Raw genomic sequence first — 19,344 nt, 5'->3', positions numbered from 1 at the left:
ACTTGAGGAACACCATGTCTGAAATCAGCCGCTCGGTATTATTTGGCAAACTGGACAGTTTATTATTCACCTCGCTGGAAAGCGCAACCGCCTTCTGCAAGCTGCGCGGCAACCCCTACGTCGAACTGGCGCACTGGCTGCACCAGTTAATGCAGGCTCAAGACGGCGATCTGCAACAGATTTTCCGCCACTTTGCCGTTGACGAAGCGCAGTTGGCGCACGATATCGTCGAGGCGCTGGATCGCCTGCCGCGCGGCGCCAGCGCCATTTCCGATCTCTCGGAACACATCGACAACGCGGTGGAGCGCGCCTGGGTATACGGCTCGCTGAAGTTCGGTGCCCAGACCATTCGCGGCGGTCATTTGCTGCTCGGCATTCAGAAAACCTACAGTCTGCGCCACCAGTTGAAGGCCATTTCCGGCCAGTTCGAGCGCATCAACAGCGATATTTTAATGGCGCAGTTTGCCGACATCACCGCCCATTCTGCCGAAAATGCACTGGCACAGTCCGCAGCGCCGGTTGTCGACGGTAACGCCGCCACTGCCAGCCAAAGCGGCGGTAGCGTGCTGGCACAATATGCGCAGGACATGACCGCCCGTGCGCGCAACGGCGAGATCGACCCTGTCACCGGCCGTGACGAAGAAATTCGCCAGATTATTGATATCCTGATGCGCCGCCGCCAGAACAACCCGCTGCTGACCGGCGAGGCCGGCGTCGGTAAAACCGCCGTGGTCGAAGGCCTGGCACTACGCATTGTCGCCGACGATGTACCGCCACAGCTGCGTGGCGTACAGCTGATGCTGCTGGATATCGGCATGCTGCAAGCCGGCGCCGGGGTGAAAGGCGAGTTCGAAAAACGCCTGCAGGCGGTGATCGATGAAGTCCAGTCCAGCCCGACGCCGATCGTTTTGTTCATTGATGAAATTCACACGCTGATCGGCGCTGGCGGCGCCCAGGGCACCGGCGATGCCGCCAACCTGCTGAAACCGGCGCTGGCACGTGGTCAACTGCGTACCGTCGGCGCCACCACCTGGTCCGAGTACAAAAAATACATCGAAAAGGATCCGGCGCTGACCCGCCGCTTCCAGGTGGTGCAGGTGCATGAACCCAGCGAGGACAAAGCGCTGCTGATGCTGCGCAGTACCGTCAGTCCACTGGAACAGCACCACCGCGTGCTGCTGCTGGATGAGGCGGTCGATGCGGCGGTGCGCCTGTCGCACCGTTATATTCCGGCGCGCCAGTTACCGGACAAGGCGGTGGCGCTGCTGGATACCGCCTGCGCGCGCGTGGCGGTCAGCCAGCATGCCGAACCGGCGCAGGTGGAAGATTGCCGTCACCGTATCGAGGCACTGCAAATCGAGTTGGAGATTGCCCGCCGCGAGAGCAAAGTCGGCATTGGCAACCTGCAACGTCCTGAAGAAATCGAAGCTCAACTGGCCACGCTGCAACAACAGTTGGCGCAGTTGACCCAGCGTTGGCAACAAGAACTGGTGCTGATTCAGCAGATTATCGATCTGCGCAGCCAGCTGCATCAGCAGGAAACGCCGCCAACGCCGCACGACAACGATGGCCACAGCGCCAGCGAACCCGCGCCGCCCCACCACGCCGAGGATCCCTCGCCGACTGAAGCGCCGCTCAGCGCCGATGCGCTGCGCGAGCAACTGAGCGAGCTGCAACAGCAACTCAATGCGTTGCAGGGCGAGGCGCCGCTGATCTTCGCCGCGGTGGACGCCAACGTCGTCGCGGCGGTCGTAGCCGACTGGACCGGCATCCCGTTGGGCCGCATGGTCAAAAACGAAATCGACGCGGTATTGCAGCTGTCCGATACCCTGAACCAGCGGGTGATCGGCCAGCGTCACGCGCTGGATCTGATCGCCCGTCGCGTACGCACCTCTCGCGCCCGGCTGGACGATCCGAACAAACCGGTGGGGGTATTCCTGCTGGCCGGTCCGTCCGGCGTCGGTAAAACCGAAACGGCATTGGCACTGGCGGAAACGCTGTATGGCGGAGAACAGAACGTCATCACCATCAACATGAGCGAATTCCAGGAGTCGCACACCGTCTCCACGCTGAAAGGTGCACCGCCGGGTTACGTTGGTTACGGCGAAGGCGGCGTATTGACCGAAGCGGTACGACGCCGCCCTTACAGCGTGGTACTGCTGGACGAGATCGAAAAAGCGCACCCGGACGTGCATGAGATTTTCTTCCAGGTCTTTGACAAGGGCTGGATGGAAGATGGCGAAGGTCGTCACATCGACTTCCGCAATACCATCATTATCCTGACCTCCAACGTCGGCACCGATCTGATCGCCGGTCTGTGCAGCGATCCGGAGTTAATGCCGGAACCTGAGGCGCTTAGCGCGGCGCTACGCCAGCCGCTGCTGTCGGTGTTCCCGGCGGCGCTGCTGGGCCGTCTGCTGGTGGCGCCGTACTACCCGCTGACCGACGCCACGCTCGGCAATATCGTACGTTTGCAGCTTGGCCGCATACAGCGCCGTATGGCAGAAAACCATGCCATCACCACCACCTTCGACGATGCGGTGATCTCGCTTATCGTCAGCCGCTGTACCGAAGTGGAGTCCGGCGGACGCATGGTCGACGCGATCCTGACCAATACCCTGCTGCCGCAGATCAGCCATACCCTGCTGTCGGCCAGCGCCAACGATCAACGTTACCGTCAGCTGCATATCACGCTGCAAGACCACGAGTTTGTTTGTCAATTTCAGGCTTAATGCCAAGGTCGCCCCGGCGGCGACCGTTTGAACACAGAGAGTAGCCATTATGTCGGGAACCGGGATAAAAAAACCGAACTCAAACAGCCTGCCGATCGGCCATCGGTTCAATGAGTTCGAAATCAGGGAAGTGATTGGCGAAGGCGGCTTCGGCATCGTTTATCGCGCTTATGACCACCAGCTCGAACGCACTATTGCCATCAAGGAATACATGCCAACCCAGCTGGCGCGGCGCAATGACGATCTGACGCTCAGCCTGCGCGGTGAACGCTTCAGCAAGACGTTCCAGGCCGGATTGAACAGTTTCATTCAGGAAGCACGGCTGCTGGCCCGTTTTTCTCATCCCGGCTTGCTGCACGTGCTGCGTTTCTGGGAAGAGAACGGCACCGCCTATATGGGCACCCAGTTCTACAGCGGCACCACGCTGAAAAATCTCAAGGCACAGCAGCCGGAGATCGTTGACGAAGCGTGGATCCGCAGGCTGTTGCCACCGCTGTTCAGCGCCATCAACACCATTCATCAGGAAGGTTACCTGCACCGCGATATTTCGCTGGATAATATCCAGATTCAGGAAAACCAGTTGCCGGTGCTGCTGGACTTCGGTTCGGCACGCAAAGAGATCGGCAACCTGTCCGACGAAACGGAAATCATGCTCAAGCCGGGCTTTGCGCCGATCGAACAATACACCGAAAACAGCGACGGCGAGCAAGGTCCCTGGACCGATATCTACGCGCTCGGTGCGGTACTGCATACGCTGATTGTCGGCAGCCCGCCGCCGGTGAGCGTGGTGCGCAGCATTGAAGACAGTTATCAACCGCTGACCGCGCGTCGCCCAGAGGGCTATTCACAGGAACTGCTGCGGGTGATCGACCAGTCGCTGGCGCTGCGACCGGAAGATCGCCCACAAACCATTGACGAGATGGCCGAGCTGCTGCACCTGACGGTCGCTGACGAAGCGGAGATCGTCAGTACCCCGGCCGCGACGCCAGAGCCGCCGTTGATCGCCACCAATCCGGCGGCCAGCGCAGCCGCAGCCGGCACCGCCACCGCTGGCAGTCTCAAGCTATCCCGCCCGATGATGATTGGCGCCGGCGTCGCCGCCCTGCTGGTTATCGGCGCCATCAGCTGGATCACCAGCAGCCCGGAAGAGAGCCAACCCGCCACCGCCGTCGTTGAGAACGCCAATACGCCGCCGGCGGAGAAAACGCTGAGCGCGCAGCAGAGCGCACCACAGCAGGCAGCGCCGGCTGAAGCGGCACCGGTACCGGCTCCGGTAGCGTTGGTGTATTTCAAATTGCAGCCGGGTGAAAACGTGACCCTGGATGGCAAGGCGCAGCAGCTGCACCCCGATAGCAACGGCAACGCCCGCCTGAATCTGGCACCGGGCAGCTATCGGTTAGAGATCCGCCACAATGACAGCCTGCGACGTCAGCAATTGACCATCGACAGCGCCGGCACCTGGCTGGTCAACCCGGCAAGCGCCGGCTAAACCCTCCCCCACCGCGCGTCGGACTTCCGGCGCCGTTGTTATCTTATTTCATGGGATTGGCATCATTACCCCAACGGTTGGCATTGACTCAGGACGGCAAGCGGGCAGACTCCGCGGCGCTTACGCGGTAAGTGACGCGGCTGACAGCCCGCAGCCCATGCAGGGACAGCGTCAAATTGACCGGGGATGTCATTTACCGAGGATGTTCTCATGTTCGACCGCATTATCGCGCATACCCCGCTGGGCCAGGAGCAGTTGCTGTTCCGCTCATTGGAAGGGAGCGAAGCCCTTTCCACCCCGTTTGATTTCACCGTTGAATTGCTGAGCAAAGACGCGCGACTGGATCGCAAGGCGCTACTCGGCCAACCGCTGACGCTGGAAATCCCGACCTCGGGTCTGATCGGCCCAACGCGTTACCTGAATGGCAAAATCACCGCCATTGCCGTCAGCAGCGAAGAAATCAGCGGCACCCGATATTCGGTGTATTCGCTGCGTATGCAGCCCGATCTGTGGCCGATGACCAAAGACCGCAACTTCCGTATTTTCCAGGAACAGACCGTTCCGCAGATCGTCAAAACGCTGCTCGGCGAGCACAATGTCCAACTGGAGGATCAGCTGACCGGCAGCTATCGCCAGTGGGGTTACTGCGTGCAGTACAGCGAATCGACCTTTAACTTCATCAGCCGTCTGATGGAGCTGGAAGGGATTTACTATTACTTCAAGCACGAAAAAGACAAGCACACGCTGGTGCTGGCCGACGCACCACATCATCATCAGCCGTTCCCCGGCTATGAAATGATCCCCTATCACCTGACGCCGTCCGGTGGCAGCACCAGCGAAGAAGGCATCAGCCAGTGGACGCTGGCGGATCGGGTAACGCCGGGCATTTACAGCGTCGATGATTACGACTTCCGCAAACCTAACGCCTGGCTATTCCAGGCACGGCAAAACCCGGTTTCGCCGTCACCGGGCCAGATCGACGTTTATGACTGGCCGGGCCGCTACACCGAACACCAGCAGGGTGAGTTTTACGCTCGCGTACGTCAGGAAGCGTGGCAGGCCGAGCACCAACAGATCAGCGCTACCGCTACCGCGCTGGGCATCGCCCCCGGTTGTACGTTCACGCTGTATAACGCGCCCTACCTTGCCGACAACGGTGAATACCTGACGCTGGCCGCCACCTATAGGCTGCAAGAGAACCGCTACGCCAGCGGCGACGACCAATCCAGCGAACATCGTATCGACTTTACCGTTATCCCGGCGGACGTGCCATGGCGGCCGGCGCAGCGTGCCGAATGGCCCAAAACCCACGGGCCGCAGACCGCCCGGGTGGTCGGCCCGAAAGGTGAATCCATCTGGACCGACAAATATGGCCGCATCAAGGTGAAGTTCCACTGGGATCGATTGGCCAAAGGCGATGACACCAGTTCGTGCTGGGTGCGCGTTTCCAGCGCCTGGGCCGGTCAGGGTTACGGCGGTGTGCAGATCCCGCGGGTCAATGACGAAGTGGTGGTGGACTTTATCAACGGCGATCCGGACCGGCCGATCGTTACCGGCCGCGTCTACAACGAAGCCAGCATGCCGCCGTGGGCGCTGCCGGCCGCCGCGACCCAGATGGGCTTTATGAGCCGCTCGAAAGACGGTACGCCGGACAATGCCAACGCCCTGCGCTTTGAGGACAAGGCGGGCTCCGAGCAGGTGTGGTTACATGCCGAGCGCAATATGGACATCGACGTGGAGAACGACGAAACCCATACCATTGATAAAAACCATACCCACTTTGTCGGCGGCAAAGAAGAACAACGCGTGGTCGAAACCCAGACCATTTGCGTCAAGGGCGACTCCACCATGTTGACCGCACAAAAGCGTACCGATAACGCGCTTGGCGCCTTCATTATCGGCTCTGGCGAGTCAATTCGCCTGGAGTGTGGGGAAAGCGTTTTGGAACTGACCAAAGAAGGCAATATCAATATCAAAGGGGTGAACTTCAATATCACCGTGGATAAGGCCGGTGAGATCAACACCTCCGGTGGCAAGCTCAACCTCAACCCATCCAGCGGCAGTAAAAAGACCGATGCGCCAGGCGCCGGCCATAAAGATGCGATCAATTCCCAAATTCAAAGCTTCTTTCCCGAAGGAAACGGTAAAGGATAAGCCATGACGCACTATGTAACGCAAGAGGCAAAATTTGAATTGCCCGATGCATTTAAAGACAGAACGATGAATCTCTTCACGTTAAGTGAAAATAATGCCAGCGAGTTTACTTTTGTCGTCTCGCGCGCCACGGCTACGCCTGACGATACGTTGCACAAAGTCGCGGCTCGTCTGGCCAAAGAGCTGGAAAACACCGTGCAGGGATTCCAACTGGCGTCATCGACGCCGGGAAGTATTGACGGACAACCGTCCATTGAACTGTCTTATCAGTTCATCTCCGGTGACGCACGCATCTGGCAAAAACAGCAGATAGTTATTTTAGACGAGCGGCCGCAGGGGCGGAAAATCGTCTGTTATATCGGTACATGCCAAAACGGCTTTGATGAATACTACCAACGCCAATATGAACAGATTATTGCCAGTATCGCCTTCACCCGGCAGGAAACCTTTGCCGCTGAAATGCTGCCGGCAGACTCCAGCGGCAAATTTTTTGTCTTCGACAACGATAATAAGCAACTTTCCGTCTTCACCAGCATTACCGCGCTTTATCAGCATATCGATTTGCAGCGGGCGCTGAGCGGCAGTTACCTGTTCTACCACACGCAGGGGGAACCGTTGCAGATCGCGCCGGTGGTGGGCAGCAATCCACAGGAGCCCACGCGCTATGCGCTGTGGACCTCCTCAGCCAGCAGCACGCAAAATTTAGCCTCGATCCTGTTACTCTGCCGTTCGGTGAATGGCCCGGAGGAGCTCAACGATCCTGAACGCATTGCGGAGTATCTGCGGCTGAGTAAGGAGTCGTAGCCCATGGCGGATCTCGCTGCTGCACGCGAACTGGATGAAATTGCCCATACCGCCTCGCAGGGATGGATGATAGCCGGCCTGGTTGGCGGCGCGATCATCGGTGCCGCCATCATCGCCGTGACGGGCGGAACCGCTGCCGTCGCCGTGGCCGCCGTTGCGGCCGGTGCCTCTGCCGGTGGTGGGCTGGGCGAGGTATTGGGTAGTATGTCCTGGGCCCCACGCCACGTAACCGGCGTGCTGGTGGACGGTTCGCCAAACGTTTATATCAATGGCCGCGCGGCCATTCGTGCACACCTTTCCTTTGGTGAATGCGCCGAGGATGGGCCAGCCAAAAAGGTGGTGGCTCAAGGCTCTGCCAAGGTGTATATCAACGACCTGCCGGCGGCACGCATTAATGATTTGCTGGCCTGTAGCGCAGAAATTCACAGCGGCTCGCCCAACGTGATTATCGGCGGCGATACCGAACAGACCGATGAGATTGAACCCGAAATTCCGGCCTGGGTTAACTGGACGCTGCTGGCCGTTGGCGCCGGCGCTGCGGCAGTATTGGCCTCGCCTGCGATAGCCATTCTGGGGACGCTGGGTGGCCTGGGTGGCGGATTTGCCGGCAGCCTGCTCGGGGGCGCACGGTTCGGCGAAGGCAGCGATGGCCAAAAATGGTCCATGCTGGCCGGCGGCTTTGCCGGTGGGTTTCTCGGGGGTAAAGGCGGCGCCAAGTTTGATGCGTTTAATCGTACTAAAGCAATCAGTGCGCGACGTGCCTATTTGAATGAAAAATTTGGGCGTACCGGTGATTTAAACAAAGATATAACAATCCGAGGAAATAAAGAAAGTGCAAGGGACTTCCTTGAATCCAAAGGGTTTACATCGCAGCAAATAAAAGACTTTGACAATGGGATTGATTATACACAAAGAGTATCGGTTGAGACCTTGAACAGAAACAAAGTGCTCTATCAAAATCAGGTACCTAATGGTAGGCAAGGTAATTGGTATGCTCTGAGTGAAAAAGTAGAACCAACAGAGCTGGGGATTAATCCTAAAGGTACTATTTACGGCACAGATAAAATTGTCGATAAAGTAGCCATGCCTTATGTAACTCAAGAAAAAGTGCAAGTATTAAGAAGCACTTCCCTTCCTGCACTTGATACATGGTCCGTAAAAGATGTACCCTTCCAGACTAAAGGTGGAGCAATACAGTTGCTCTCAAGTGAAAAAGATTTATTTAAGGTAAAACCGTAATGTCTATGACAGCCATTGATTATGTGAATGCAGCCTTAGCTGTGGTAAAAGAAAGACAAAACACGTTGCCTAGCTTCCCATTATACCAATCTGCCCTTAATCAAATTCAATATATCAAAGACATATTGGAGGGCAACAACAATGACAAAAGCAAACTGCATACCATTACTTTAGGCGCATATGCCTCCAAAGAGTTCGCTACCACAGATCCAGAGCTTGCTCAACATTTATCCAATGTGAATTATATTGCATCTCAAATGGCATCAGGACTTAAAGTAATACTTCCCCATGAAGAAGATCCTGAATATATAAAGCGTCAAAAAAGATATAAAAAATGACCTATCAAATGGTAACTTGCATCTGAAATTAGCAAGTATAAAAATAACCGAGTTGCCATTGTAATAAATTAATGCGATGGACTTTGCGCACTTCCGCACAGTATTTTTGCATTAGGGAACCGTAGACAATAACGGTATTACAATGGTCAATTTCCAGGACACACCATGATCAACCTACATGAAGAAAAAGACGTTCTTACTCGAAGCATCCGTTCCTGTCTTTGCAGACAGGATATTCAGTGCATAATTCATTGATTATCAAATGAGAAAAGGATTAAAAATAAAACCACCGCATAAACTAGATATTGATTATTCCGAAAAGAAACGAGAGTTACGATTAAGCTTTCCAAATCATTTTTATTTTCAACCCAATGACTGCTTGGAAACAAGTTATCTGCAGGCGAACGCGAAATAACCACAAGTGAATTCATAACCGGGAAATTTTATGGATAACGCCATTTTAATGTACACAAGCAAAGGTGATTATGCAATAATCAAGGTTAATAATACTTATGTGATTAACGTATTATTCCCTAACTTCTATCCTAATTCTCATTTCGATGTAAGCAAGAGTTTCCTTTTGGATATATCAAGACTTGTTGAAAACAAAGAATTCACAAAAACAAAAGAACTAGCCGAATCAATCAGGAAAGACTATGAAAAATATAAAGCCTATGAGATTAGGCCAGTAATAACAACCAAAAAAACGTGACGCATTTAACCAAAAAACCATACTATATTAATTTAACTCCTCGTCCTTTTCAAAACCACTTGCAAATGCCACATCCCAGACAGAAATTACCACCATACTTCTGTAGGTTAAGCAAATTCCTGTAATAAGCGTAGTTTGAATAGGCAAAGCTGCTCCTTATTTCATCATAACTCATCATATTCATTGCTATTTACCTCTTCCCGGAATCAAACGCACACCGTTATTATCTAAAACGCCAACTTTCACCCCAGGGTACCTACACTCGAATTGTTTAACAACGCCCAGGCAACTGTCGCAGGCAGCTTTTTCGGTGAAGTTAGGTCAAAACATCCCTAAGCGCGCTATTTAACACGCAGCAAATCTGAATAGCGCGTGGTATACGCCGGCGATAGCATGTCGCGCTTCATCTGCCACGGTTTGACAATCCCCTGCCCGGCAAACCATACTCGCCCTCGCCCTTCCTGGTTCAATTTATCCAGCGTCGCCATCAATTGGCCGCTATTGCGGCGTGGCGGGTGCTCGTCAAACAGGTCGATTTGCGCCATCGCCGATTCGCTGAAATCCCCCAGCATCACCCCGCCCTTCAGATAGCGACATCCCTCCCGCCAGATTTCATCCAACGCCCGTACCGCCATCGCGATGATATCGCGGCTGTCATTGCTCGGCATCGTCAGTCGTGTGGTCGCCAGGTTACTGTAATAACCTTCGCCGGCGGCATGCGGGCTGGTTTTGATAAATACCGACACGTTGCGGCAAAAGCGCTTTTCGCCACGCAGCTTTTCCGCAGCGCGTTCTGCATAGCTGCAAATCGCCTCACGCATATGCTGATAGTTCGTCAGGCGATGGCCAAACGAACGGGAACAGACAATCTGCTGTTTGGTCGGTGCGACATCCTCCCAATGCAAACAGGATTCGCCGCGCAGTTCACGCACCGTACGTTCCAATACCACGCTAAACGTTTTGCGGATCAGTTGTGTATCGCAGTCCGCCAATTGCAGCGCATTTTCAATACCCATGGTCTGCAATTGCCGCGTCAGGCGACGGCCAACGCCCCACACTTCGCTCACCGGTAATAACGCCAGCAGCTTACGCTGGCGCAACGGATCGGAAAGATCCACCACCCCTTTGGTTTGCCCCCATGTTTTAGCCGCATGATTAGCCAGTTTGGCCAGCGTTTTCGATGGCGCAATGCCCACGCCCACCGTCAGGTGAGTTTCTCGCTTGATCCTATCGCGCACCGCCCGGCCAAAATCTGCCAGCGGTACGCCGTTGCTCATGCCGTCCAGCTTTAGGAAAGCCTCGTCCAGTGAATAGATTTCTACCGCCGGCGCCATCGCCTCCAGGGTATCCATCACTCGCGCCGACATATCGGCATACAATGCATAGTTGGAAGAAAATACCGCCACATTCAGCCGCTGCGTTTCCTGCCTGATTTTGAAATACGGCGCGCCCATCGGGATACCCAACGCTTTGGCTTCGGCGCTGCGGGCGATCACACAGCCGTCGTTATTGGAAAGCACGATCACCGGCCGCCCTCGTAAATCCGGGCGGAAGATGGTTTCACAAGATGCATAAAACGAATTCACATCCACCAAAGCAAACATGATGATACTCACAATAAAAACTGTATATAAATACAGTATAAAAATATCACAAGCGCGATCAACTCATCTGTTCAAAATGACGAGAAATGCCGATGCTCAAGACCTGCTCCGCCCAAGCAGTAAGCGGCAATAGGATGTTTGCGCCATCAATCACGCCCATGGTCACGGATCACCGCGCGGCATAGACGATAAACGTCACCACGCCAAAGATTTCCAGCGTTGCATCTTCGGCCAGAATAATCGGCGCATAGGCCGGGTTCATGGCTACCAATTGCCGCGTGGGATGTAACTGTAATCGCTTGACGGTGAATTCGCCGTCGATAGCGGCAATCACGATGTTGCCATGCTCAGCATTGAGTGCGCTGTCGACCACCAACAGGTCGCCGTCATGAATATTGGCATCAATCATCGAATTGCCGCTGGCGCGTACAAAATAGGTGGCGTTAGGATGCCGCACCAGCAGCTTGCCGATATCCAACCGCGACTCGACATAGTCCTGCGCCGGAGAAGGAAACCCACAGGGGACACGCTCGGCAAACAGAGGGAAAGCAGGTTCTGCTGCTTTTTCATCTGGTTGGAAAAATATCATCTGGCACCTCTTTTACTGTTTTTATATACAGTATTTGAGGTGCCAGTCAGGATCAAGCGGCAGATGGGGAAAAGCCACTATCAGGCTGATGGCGCAGGGAATTTAATTTCAACACGGGTTTGCCTCTGTGCAAACCCTTGCCTTGCCATACCGCAGCGCGGTTTACTTCACCCGTCGCCCTTGTGCGTCAATCACTTCTTCGCCGTCTTCTTTGCTGAACGGTCCTAACTGTGCATCCGGTAAAATATCCAGTACCGCCTCTGACGGACGGCATAAGCGGGTACCCAGCGGAGTGACCACAATCGGGCGATTAATCAGGATCGGGTGTTGCAACATACAGTCGATCAGCCGTTGGTCGCTCCAGCTATCCTGCGCCAAATCCAGTTGCTGATAAGGCTCGACGTTTTTACGCAGCAAATCGCGCACCGATATGCCCATTTCGCTAATCAACCCGATCAGTTCATCACGGCTCGGCGGTGTTTCCAGATACAATATGACCGTCGGCTCTACGCCGCTGTTGCGGATCAGCGCCAGCGTATTGCGTGACGTACCGCAGTACGGATTATGATAAATCGTTATATTGCTCATAAAACGCTCCCACCTCTTCCTCTGTTATAGCGCAACGGACAGGCGCAGCGCCAATGCGGCCAGCGTGACGAACAGCACCGGCAATGTCATCACTACCCCCACGCGGAAATAGTATCCCCAGGTGATGTTGATATTTTTACGAGACAGCACGTGCAGCCACAGTAACGTCGCCAGGCTGCCTATCGGCGTGATTTTCGGCCCCAGATCGCTGCCAATCACGTTAGCGTAAATCATGGCTTGCTTAACTACGCCGCCGGCGGTACTGCCGTCGATCGACAGCGCACCAATCAACACCGTAGGTAGGTTATTCATCACCGACGACAGGAAGGCGGTAATAAATCCGGTACCGAGCGTCGCAGCCCACAGGCCACTTTCTGCCAGACGATTGAGCACCATAGAAAGCAGGTCGGTCAGCCCCGCATTACGCAGACCGTAGACCACCAGATACATCCCCAACGAGAAAATGACGATTTGCCATGGAGCGCCGCGCAGCACTTTGCCGGTATTGATCGCCTGGCCTTTTTTCGCGACCAACAATAAAATCAATGCGCCCACCGCGGCAACCAGGCTAACCGGAACGCCATGCGGCTCCAGAGCGAAGAAACCGACCAGTAGCAACAGCAACACGCCCCAACCGGCGCGGAACGTCGGCAGACAGCGGATCGCCTGCGCTGGTGCCTTCAGTCGCGCGACGTCATAACGGGCCGGAATGTCCTTGCGGAAAAACCAGTGCAGCATAATCAGCGTCGCTGCAATAGCCACCATATTCACCGGTACCATCACCGAGGCATAGTCATTAAAACCCAGCTTGAAGAAGTCGGCCGAGACGATGTTAACCAGGTTGGAGACGATAAGCGGCAGACTGGCGGTGTCGGCAATAAAACCGGCCGCCATCACAAAGGCTAACGTCGCCGCCGGGCTAAAGCCCAGCGCCAGCAACATGGCGATAACGATCGGCGTCAGGATCAGCGCTGCGCCGTCATTGGCAAACAGCGCAGCAACCGCCGCCCCCAACAGAATAATATACGTAAACAGCCAGCGCCCTTTACCGCCCCCCCAGCGTGCGACATGCAGCGCCGCCCATTCAAAAAAGCCGGACTCATCCAGCAACAGGCTGATGATAATCACCGCAATAAACGTGGCAGTGGCATTCCAGACGACGTGCCACACCACCGGTATGTCACCCACCTGCACCACACCGCTCAGCAGGGCCAGGGCCGCTCCCAATAAAGCACTCCAACCAATGCCCAGTCCTTTGGGCTGCCAAATCACCAACACAATGGTCAGAATAAAAATTGCGCCTGCCAGCCACATGGGGCCTCCTCGTGACATGCTGAAAATATATGGGATACCATATGTTATTATTTAAAATCCGGATCGTTACAGACAAACTGCGCGGCTATCAGCTAACGCACAACTGGCGGCCAGTTGCCCGGCAAGCTGCGTCACCCTCTCCTGTTGGCTAAGGTAAGCCTGCTCGATAATATGTGCCGCCCACGCTGGCATATGCGGCGAAAGTCGATAGTAGATCCACTTGCCTTCCCGCCGATCCTTCAGTAGCCCACTGGCGCGCAACATCGCCAAATGGCGGGAGATCTTCGGTTGGGATTCGCTCAATGCGGCGGAAAGCTCACATACGCACAGCTCCCCGGCATGTCGTAACAGCAGCACCATGCTCAGTCGCGTATCGTCTGAAAGATTTTTGAACAGCTGTAAAGGTATCAGCGTTGTCATAATGGCCTCAGGTTGTTGCCCGCGCTAATCATAGGCCGGCAGTGCAACAAGTCAAATAATATATGAAAAAACGAATGTGTATTCTCAGCTGGCGGCGAGGACGAGGTTACCGCTGCGTAATTACGCTAAACTTGTTATTCCATGCAGTCGCGCCTGGAGGTTGAATGACGCTCCCGATACAAAGCGAAAAGCAAAGCCGACAAACGCCGGTAACAGAAGATATACCGCTGTTGCGTTTGTCATGGCTACTGGAAAAGCTGGGTTATGTGCTGATGTTTTCGGTGGTAATTGCCGCTCTGGCCGGGGTGTTTGCCGACGGCATCTTGAGCGACACCCGGCAGCAAAACGTTAACGGTACTCTCACCGTGGATTATCAGCGTTTCGCACGCCAGGGCGCGCAAAGCCAGTGGCGGGTAAAAATCAAGGATGACGGCGACGGTCCGCTCACCTTGATGGTATCGGACAGCCTGACAGCAAGCTATCTGATCGAAAATATCCAACCGCAATCGGTACAGGTCACGCAGCGCGGCAATGAAATCTTGTTCAGCGTGCCGGATGACGACCGACAGCAGTGGCACACCTTCAATCTCACCTTACGCGCCCAGGATTGGGGACGGTTCAGCGCCAGCCTCGCCGATGGCGAGACTCCCCCTATCGTTATTCACCAATGGATCTATCCGTGAGGAATCGCCATGGACATTGTCTTCCGCGCTACGGCTATCTATCTGATACTGTTTATCGTATTGAAAATCGCCGGTAGCCGCACCTTGTTGCAAATGACTTCTTTTGATTTCATTTTATTGCTCATTATCAGTGAGGCCACGCAACAGGCCATGTTGCCGGACGATTTTTCGGTGACGGCAGCTTTTATTACCATTGTCACCTTATTTACCATCGATATTGTTTTCTCATTAATAAAAACCTATATCCCTTTAGCTGATAAATTTCTGGATGGTTCACCGGTAATTCTGGTAGAGAACGGCAAGATATTGCGCTGGCGGCTGACCAAGCTGCATTTAACCACCGACGACATCCTGGAAGTGGCGCGTAACAAACAGGGAATAGAAGACATTGGCCAGATTAAATTTGCCATTATGGAAAAAAACGGTGATATATCTATCATCCCGCAACAACAAAAATAAAATTGCCAATAAAACAATTAACAAAAAAATAACATTAAGATTAATCCCAAAACCACAGGAACCCGAAAACACACGACATCCATTGCAGCGAGAATGCCGCTTATCGGCTAAACTTTATTATTGAGCATGTGATTAATATTCACAACGTAGCATCACACCGAAATAACCAAATAGGAGTGTCACTATGTCAATCAAAACGTTGAACGATTTATTCATTCATGCACTCTCGGATGTATACAGCGCCGAAAAACAAATCACAAAAGCCCTACCTAAATTAGCGCGTGCTGCAACGACGGAAGAATTGGCCAATGCGTTTAAAACACACCTGGAAGAAACGCAGGGGCAAATTGAGCGGCTGGACAAACTGGTGGAAAGCACGCCAGAAGTACGCATAAAGCGCATCAAATGCCTGGCAATGGAAGGGTTGATCGAAGAGGGCCAGGAAGTGATTGATAGCGTTGAGGCAGGCCCGGTACGCGATGCCGGCCTGATTGCTGCGGCACAGAAAGTTGAACATTATGAGATTGCCACCTATGGCACTCTGTGTGCGCTGGCAGAAAAACTGGGCTATACCACGGCGAAAAAACTGTTAGGCGAAACGCTGGAAGAAGAGAAATCAACCGACAGCAAGCTGACCCTGCTGGCAGAAAAGAAAGTAAATCAGAAAGCCGCCTGAACAGGCGTCCTTTCCGGTGGGAAACAGGCCGGTATTTGCCGGCCTTTTTGCATTTTCGACGGTGACACTCTTATTGGAGGTAAACCATGCGAAACCAACAATCTGAAACAGCCAGGGAAAAATCCTCAAAAACCGGTATGAAGGGGCCTCGCCCATACTATGCTTATATTATTGGCGCTATTGTGGTCATCCTGGCTATTATATATAGCATAATGTATTGGTAATCCTCCCTGACAGGGACGTCAGGTAATACGTTTTTCTTGACTGGCAACGGTCCATTTTTTGGATTGGCAGCGTGGGCAGCTAAAATCATCGCCCTTCTGCAAAAAACAGGTGTAACTACAGCAGGTGCATGAATAATAGCCCTCAGATTCGATAGTATTGCAACATTCCACCATGGAAAATGGCAATACCGACAAACCTGGTTTAACATCTTCATCCTTATAAAAATAGACGCTAAGGTTGCCATCTATCTCCAAGATCGCCAGTCTGACCTGTCCAAGATGGTCAATGCCTTTTTCCCTCAACTCCATAATAAACTCTTCATAGGCAAAACTTTGCTTCTTGGTATTTTCCCAGTGCAACACCCCTTCTTTAACCAATAAAATCGGCTTGCCCTCCAATTTAATCTGCAAGCGCGTGCTTTTATTAATCAAGGTGGTGAAAAACCGATACAGGCCGGTAATGGTAATAAAGGTGATTATCACTGGCAGTAGCGGTGAGTCCTGGTTAAGCGCAACATCGCCGGCCGCCGACCCCAGGGTCAGAATGATGATCAATTCGAACAGGGTCATTTGCTTGACGCCACGTCGCCCCACCCAGCGCAGGAAAATATAGGCCAGGAAAAAGGTAAACACCGAACGAAACGCCACTTCAAGCAGGTAGGTATACGGATAATCATTGATTGCAATTCTATTGAAATCAAAAACTTTCATACGCTAGCCCCTTGCTACATAACGGTTATGGTGGAAAGCGTCGTTTTCGGGCACAAAAAAGCCCGGTTTCGGGCGAAGACCGGGCCGATAGAGGCAATTAGCCGTTAAGGATCATCCCGCCGTTGATGTGCAGCGTTTGTCCCGTCATGTACGACGAATCGCTGCTTGCCAGATACACATAGGCCGCAGCCAGCTCCGAAGGCTGTCCAGGGCGTTTCATCGGCGTATCTTTACCGAACTGGGCTACTTTATCCGCCCCGAATGAAGCTGGAATAAGCGGTGTCCAGATTGGCCCCGGGGCAACTGAATTAACGCGGATACCCCGCTGGCACAGCTTCAGCGCCAGCGAGCGGGTAAAGGCGGTGATCGCGCCCTTGGTTGCCGAATAGTCAATCAGATCGGGATTGCCGTGATAGGCCGTCACCGACGAGGTGTTGATGATCACCCCGTCCTTGGGCAGATATTCCAATGCCGTCTGGGTAAGTTTCACCATGCTGAAGAAATTGGTGGCAAAGGTTTTTTCCAATTGTTCTTCGGTGATCATCTCCGGTTGATCGACCGGGTGCTGTTCACCGGCGTTATTAACCAGAATATCCAGCTTGCCGAAATTGGCGATGGTTTTCGCCACGATTTGCTTCACGAAGCCGTTATCTCGCAGGTCGCCCTTCAGCAGCAGGATTTCCCCACCGTACTTCGCCGCGCAACGCTTGGTTTCCTTAGCGTCTTCATCTTCATCCAGATAAACCACCGTGACCTTTGCCCCTTCTTTCACATAGGCAATGGTTGCAGCCCGCCCAATCCCGCTATCACCACCGGTAATGATCGCCACCTTCCCTTCCAGTTTACCGCCGGCGCGGTATGCCGGGTCGTCATAGACCGGTTCAGGCAGCATTTCATTCTCGAAGCCCGGCTGTTCATCTTGATGCTGTGCAGGTTGGTTTCTCTGTTCCATGTCGCCTCCGTTGTATCGTTAGCCAATGACATTGGGTTACTTTTCCTGTTGATAGGGGATCTCAGCGTCGCTTTGCCTTTTGTCAGATTTCAGGGCAATGATATTTCTTTCCCGGTCAAATTTTTCAACCTGACACAGCGTTTTCTCGCCGTTAATCTCCAATTCTATTTCGTCCCATTCACCTAATGAGCTCAACATTTTGGCAATTTCCGGCGACTGCTCGCAGTGGATAAGAATACTGCCCTTGCAACTGCCGTCCATGGGATGCGGCGGTGGTAATATCTCAGCACCTAAGATGATCTTATTTTGATATCTCACAACATCAGCCATGATATTTCCTCGCTATTTGTCGATTAAATATCTAAGGACGCATTAAGCATTCCTTTGCTGCCGTTCTGGATAGGGGAAAGGTTTATTTCTGATTTAAATAAGCCTTTGTGATAGATGGCATATTCTCCAGCAACCAGTCGGCCATCGCCTGTTCCTGCTTGAGGATCTTTTCCAGTACCATTTGGGTTTCATAGTCACCCACCAGTTCGGCAGCGGCGATCAGCGTGGTATAGGAGGCGATCTCCATATGTTCGAAGACATAAGAGCTCATTGAACCCTTGACGATCTCATCCTCGACAAAGAAGCCGCTCAGCGTCTGGCCAAGCGCTACCGCCTTACCCGCCAGATCCTTCATGCTGGAGGTGGAAGTATCCAGACGTTCGATACAGCTCTTCAGCTGTTGCTGCTGCTGTTTGGTTTCTTCCAGATGCTGAATCACGCGGTTATGTAGCTGTGGGTAATCCTTTACGCGATCCTTCATGCCGTTGAGCATGGTTTCCGCCTGTTCCTCCATGGCGTGCGCATCGCGCAGCCAGTCGATGAAGTGGTCTTTTAAATCGCTCATTATATTCTCCCGTGCATTTAGGATGAAAAGCAGAATTATTTTCACCTCACCCAAATAACTTTAGTAAAACGTGCTAAATATGCCAGCAAGGTTAATAAAAATTACAATTTACACATCTTTAAACAACTCAGATAAATAACAAATATCGATTTAGGATTATTCTTATAAAAATAAACCAACGCATGTTCACAGTGATTATCATGGTCACTTTTTTGTCACAAGGGAAATACCGCCATGCGTAACCACAGTGAAACATTCAATTTGCAAGACAAACCGAGAAACCGCGATGATATCGCCGAGGCGATTAAACGACTTGGCGAACTCGATCGAGAAATGAGCGCCCTGGAAAACGAGCTCAATGAAAAAATAAGCCAGTTGACCGACCGCTATATGACCAGCATTAAACAGAGCAAATCCCAGTATCAGAAGCTCTATCAGGATATCGCCATCTGGTGTGAGGCCAATAAGGAACGGCTGTTGACAGACGATGGCAAAAAGTCCGTCAATCTCATCACCGGTGAAGTGAAGTGGCGTATCCGCCCCCCGGCGGTGATTGTCAACGATCCACAGCAGGCGTTGGCCGCTTTGAAACGCTTTGGCCTCAATCAATTCATCCGTACTCGGGAAACGATTAACAAGGAGGCGATTTTGCATCAGCCGGAACAGATTAAAGGCATTGCGGGTATTGCCATACTCGAAGGTCAGGAAGATGTCATTGTCACCCCTTATGAAAAGGCGCTCGATTAACCCTCGGGCAGCAT

20 protein-coding genes are annotated in these 19,344 nt (G+C 53.1%); 11 read left to right on the top strand and 9 right to left on the bottom strand.

The window, feature by feature from the left end; all coding sequences use genetic code 11:
• Window positions 1-14: 14 nt before the first annotated feature.
• The 7 genes from tssH to ACCC84_RS08625 all read left to right on the top strand — a co-directional run bounded on the left by tssH (window position 15) and on the right by ACCC84_RS08625 (window position 9,468).
• Window positions 15-2,732, top strand: coding sequence for a type VI secretion system ATPase TssH (gene tssH / locus ACCC84_RS08655; RefSeq protein WP_371901746.1), 2,718 nt, complete (start codon window positions 15-17; stop codon window positions 2,730-2,732).
• Between the two features lie 49 nt (window positions 2,733-2,781).
• A complete protein-coding gene (locus ACCC84_RS08650) occupies window positions 2,782-4,221 on the top strand; it encodes a serine/threonine protein kinase (RefSeq protein WP_371901745.1) in 1,440 nt (479 codons plus the stop codon).
• Window positions 4,222-4,431: 210 nt separating this feature from the next.
• The gene (locus ACCC84_RS08645) at window positions 4,432-6,375 is read left to right on the top strand and encodes a type VI secretion system Vgr family protein (protein ID WP_039991961.1); all 1,944 of its coding nucleotides are present in this window, start codon (window positions 4,432-4,434) and stop codon (window positions 6,373-6,375) included.
• A gap of 3 nt (window positions 6,376-6,378) precedes the next feature.
• Window positions 6,379-7,179 (top strand): DcrB-related protein, encoded by an 801-nt coding sequence (locus ACCC84_RS08640; protein ID WP_273871460.1) that lies wholly within the window; start codon window positions 6,379-6,381, stop codon window positions 7,177-7,179.
• 3 nt (window positions 7,180-7,182) lie between these two features.
• Window positions 7,183-8,418, top strand: a complete 1,236-nt coding sequence (locus ACCC84_RS08635; RefSeq protein WP_198772944.1) for a polymorphic toxin type 46 domain-containing protein — start codon at window positions 7,183-7,185, stop codon at window positions 8,416-8,418.
• The gene (locus ACCC84_RS08630; protein ID WP_004961346.1) at window positions 8,418-8,756 is read left to right on the top strand and encodes an immunity protein Tsi6 family protein; all 339 of its coding nucleotides are present in this window, start codon (window positions 8,418-8,420) and stop codon (window positions 8,754-8,756) included. The genes ACCC84_RS08635 and ACCC84_RS08630 overlap by 1 nt, the downstream gene beginning before the upstream one ends.
• Window positions 8,757-9,201: 445 nt before the next feature.
• A complete protein-coding gene (locus ACCC84_RS08625) occupies window positions 9,202-9,468 on the top strand; it encodes a hypothetical protein (RefSeq protein ID WP_102991019.1) in 267 nt (88 codons plus the stop codon).
• Window positions 9,469-9,809: 341 nt separating this feature from the next.
• Here ACCC84_RS08625 and umuC read toward each other — a convergent pair whose 3' ends face one another.
• The 5 genes from umuC to ACCC84_RS08595 all read right to left on the bottom strand — a co-directional run bounded on the left by umuC (window position 9,810) and on the right by ACCC84_RS08595 (window position 13,983).
• The gene (umuC, locus tag ACCC84_RS08615; RefSeq protein ID WP_371901744.1) at window positions 9,810-11,072 is read right to left on the bottom strand and encodes a translesion error-prone DNA polymerase V subunit UmuC; all 1,263 of its coding nucleotides are present in this window, start codon (window positions 11,070-11,072) and stop codon (window positions 9,810-9,812) included.
• 169 nt (window positions 11,073-11,241) lie between these two features.
• The gene (gene umuD, locus ACCC84_RS08610; protein ID WP_004961337.1) at window positions 11,242-11,661 is read right to left on the bottom strand and encodes a translesion error-prone DNA polymerase V autoproteolytic subunit; all 420 of its coding nucleotides are present in this window, start codon (window positions 11,659-11,661) and stop codon (window positions 11,242-11,244) included.
• 162 nt (window positions 11,662-11,823) lie between these two features.
• Entirely contained in the window at window positions 11,824-12,249 is a 426-nt protein-coding gene (arsC, locus tag ACCC84_RS08605; RefSeq protein ID WP_198772946.1) for a glutaredoxin-dependent arsenate reductase, read from the bottom strand.
• A 24-nt stretch (window positions 12,250-12,273) separates the two neighbouring features.
• Window positions 12,274-13,563, bottom strand: a complete 1,290-nt coding sequence (locus ACCC84_RS08600; protein WP_004961333.1) for an arsenic transporter — start codon at window positions 13,561-13,563, stop codon at window positions 12,274-12,276.
• A gap of 66 nt (window positions 13,564-13,629) precedes the next feature.
• A complete protein-coding gene (locus tag ACCC84_RS08595) occupies window positions 13,630-13,983 on the bottom strand; it encodes a metalloregulator ArsR/SmtB family transcription factor (protein ID WP_004961332.1) in 354 nt (117 codons plus the stop codon).
• Window positions 13,984-14,147: 164 nt separating this feature from the next.
• Between ACCC84_RS08595 and ACCC84_RS08590 the strand changes: the two genes are divergently transcribed.
• From ACCC84_RS08590 to ACCC84_RS08580, 3 genes are all read left to right on the top strand, one after another.
• Window positions 14,148-14,666 (top strand): hypothetical protein, encoded by a 519-nt coding sequence (locus ACCC84_RS08590; RefSeq protein WP_004961330.1) that lies wholly within the window; start codon window positions 14,148-14,150, stop codon window positions 14,664-14,666.
• A 9-nt stretch (window positions 14,667-14,675) separates the two neighbouring features.
• Window positions 14,676-15,125 (top strand): DUF421 domain-containing protein, encoded by a 450-nt coding sequence (locus ACCC84_RS08585; protein WP_004961329.1) that lies wholly within the window; start codon window positions 14,676-14,678, stop codon window positions 15,123-15,125.
• A gap of 184 nt (window positions 15,126-15,309) precedes the next feature.
• On the top strand, window positions 15,310-15,801 hold the full coding sequence (locus tag ACCC84_RS08580) for a YciE/YciF ferroxidase family protein (RefSeq protein WP_004961327.1): 492 nt from the start codon (window positions 15,310-15,312) through the stop codon (window positions 15,799-15,801).
• 242 nt (window positions 15,802-16,043) lie between these two features.
• Here the strand turns inward: ACCC84_RS08580 and ACCC84_RS08575 are convergent, their stop codons facing one another.
• From ACCC84_RS08575 to ACCC84_RS08560, 4 genes are all read right to left on the bottom strand, one after another.
• The gene (locus tag ACCC84_RS08575; RefSeq protein WP_371901743.1) at window positions 16,044-16,736 is read right to left on the bottom strand and encodes a DUF421 domain-containing protein; all 693 of its coding nucleotides are present in this window, start codon (window positions 16,734-16,736) and stop codon (window positions 16,044-16,046) included.
• Window positions 16,737-16,833: 97 nt separating this feature from the next.
• On the bottom strand, window positions 16,834-17,688 hold the full coding sequence (locus ACCC84_RS08570) for an SDR family oxidoreductase (RefSeq protein ID WP_004961323.1): 855 nt from the start codon (window positions 17,686-17,688) through the stop codon (window positions 16,834-16,836).
• Window positions 17,689-17,724: 36 nt separating this feature from the next.
• Entirely contained in the window at window positions 17,725-18,018 is a 294-nt protein-coding gene (locus ACCC84_RS08565) for a hypothetical protein (RefSeq protein ID WP_004961321.1), read from the bottom strand.
• An 82-nt stretch (window positions 18,019-18,100) separates the two neighbouring features.
• Window positions 18,101-18,583 carry a ferritin-like domain-containing protein gene (locus ACCC84_RS08560; protein WP_039991960.1) on the bottom strand — a complete coding sequence of 161 codons (483 nt, stop codon included), beginning with the start codon at window positions 18,581-18,583 and terminating at the stop codon, window positions 18,101-18,103.
• 234 nt (window positions 18,584-18,817) lie between these two features.
• Between ACCC84_RS08560 and ACCC84_RS08555 the strand changes: the two genes are divergently transcribed.
• Window positions 18,818-19,330 carry a host-nuclease inhibitor Gam family protein gene (locus ACCC84_RS08555; RefSeq protein ID WP_004961316.1) on the top strand — a complete coding sequence of 171 codons (513 nt, stop codon included), beginning with the start codon at window positions 18,818-18,820 and terminating at the stop codon, window positions 19,328-19,330.
• Window positions 19,331-19,344: the final 14 nt, after the last annotated feature.

This window comes from Serratia odorifera, assembly GCF_041448735.1.
Lineage (GTDB): Bacteria > Pseudomonadota > Gammaproteobacteria > Enterobacterales > Enterobacteriaceae > Serratia_F > Serratia_F odorifera.
This window is presented reverse-complemented; position numbering and strand designations above follow the sequence as displayed.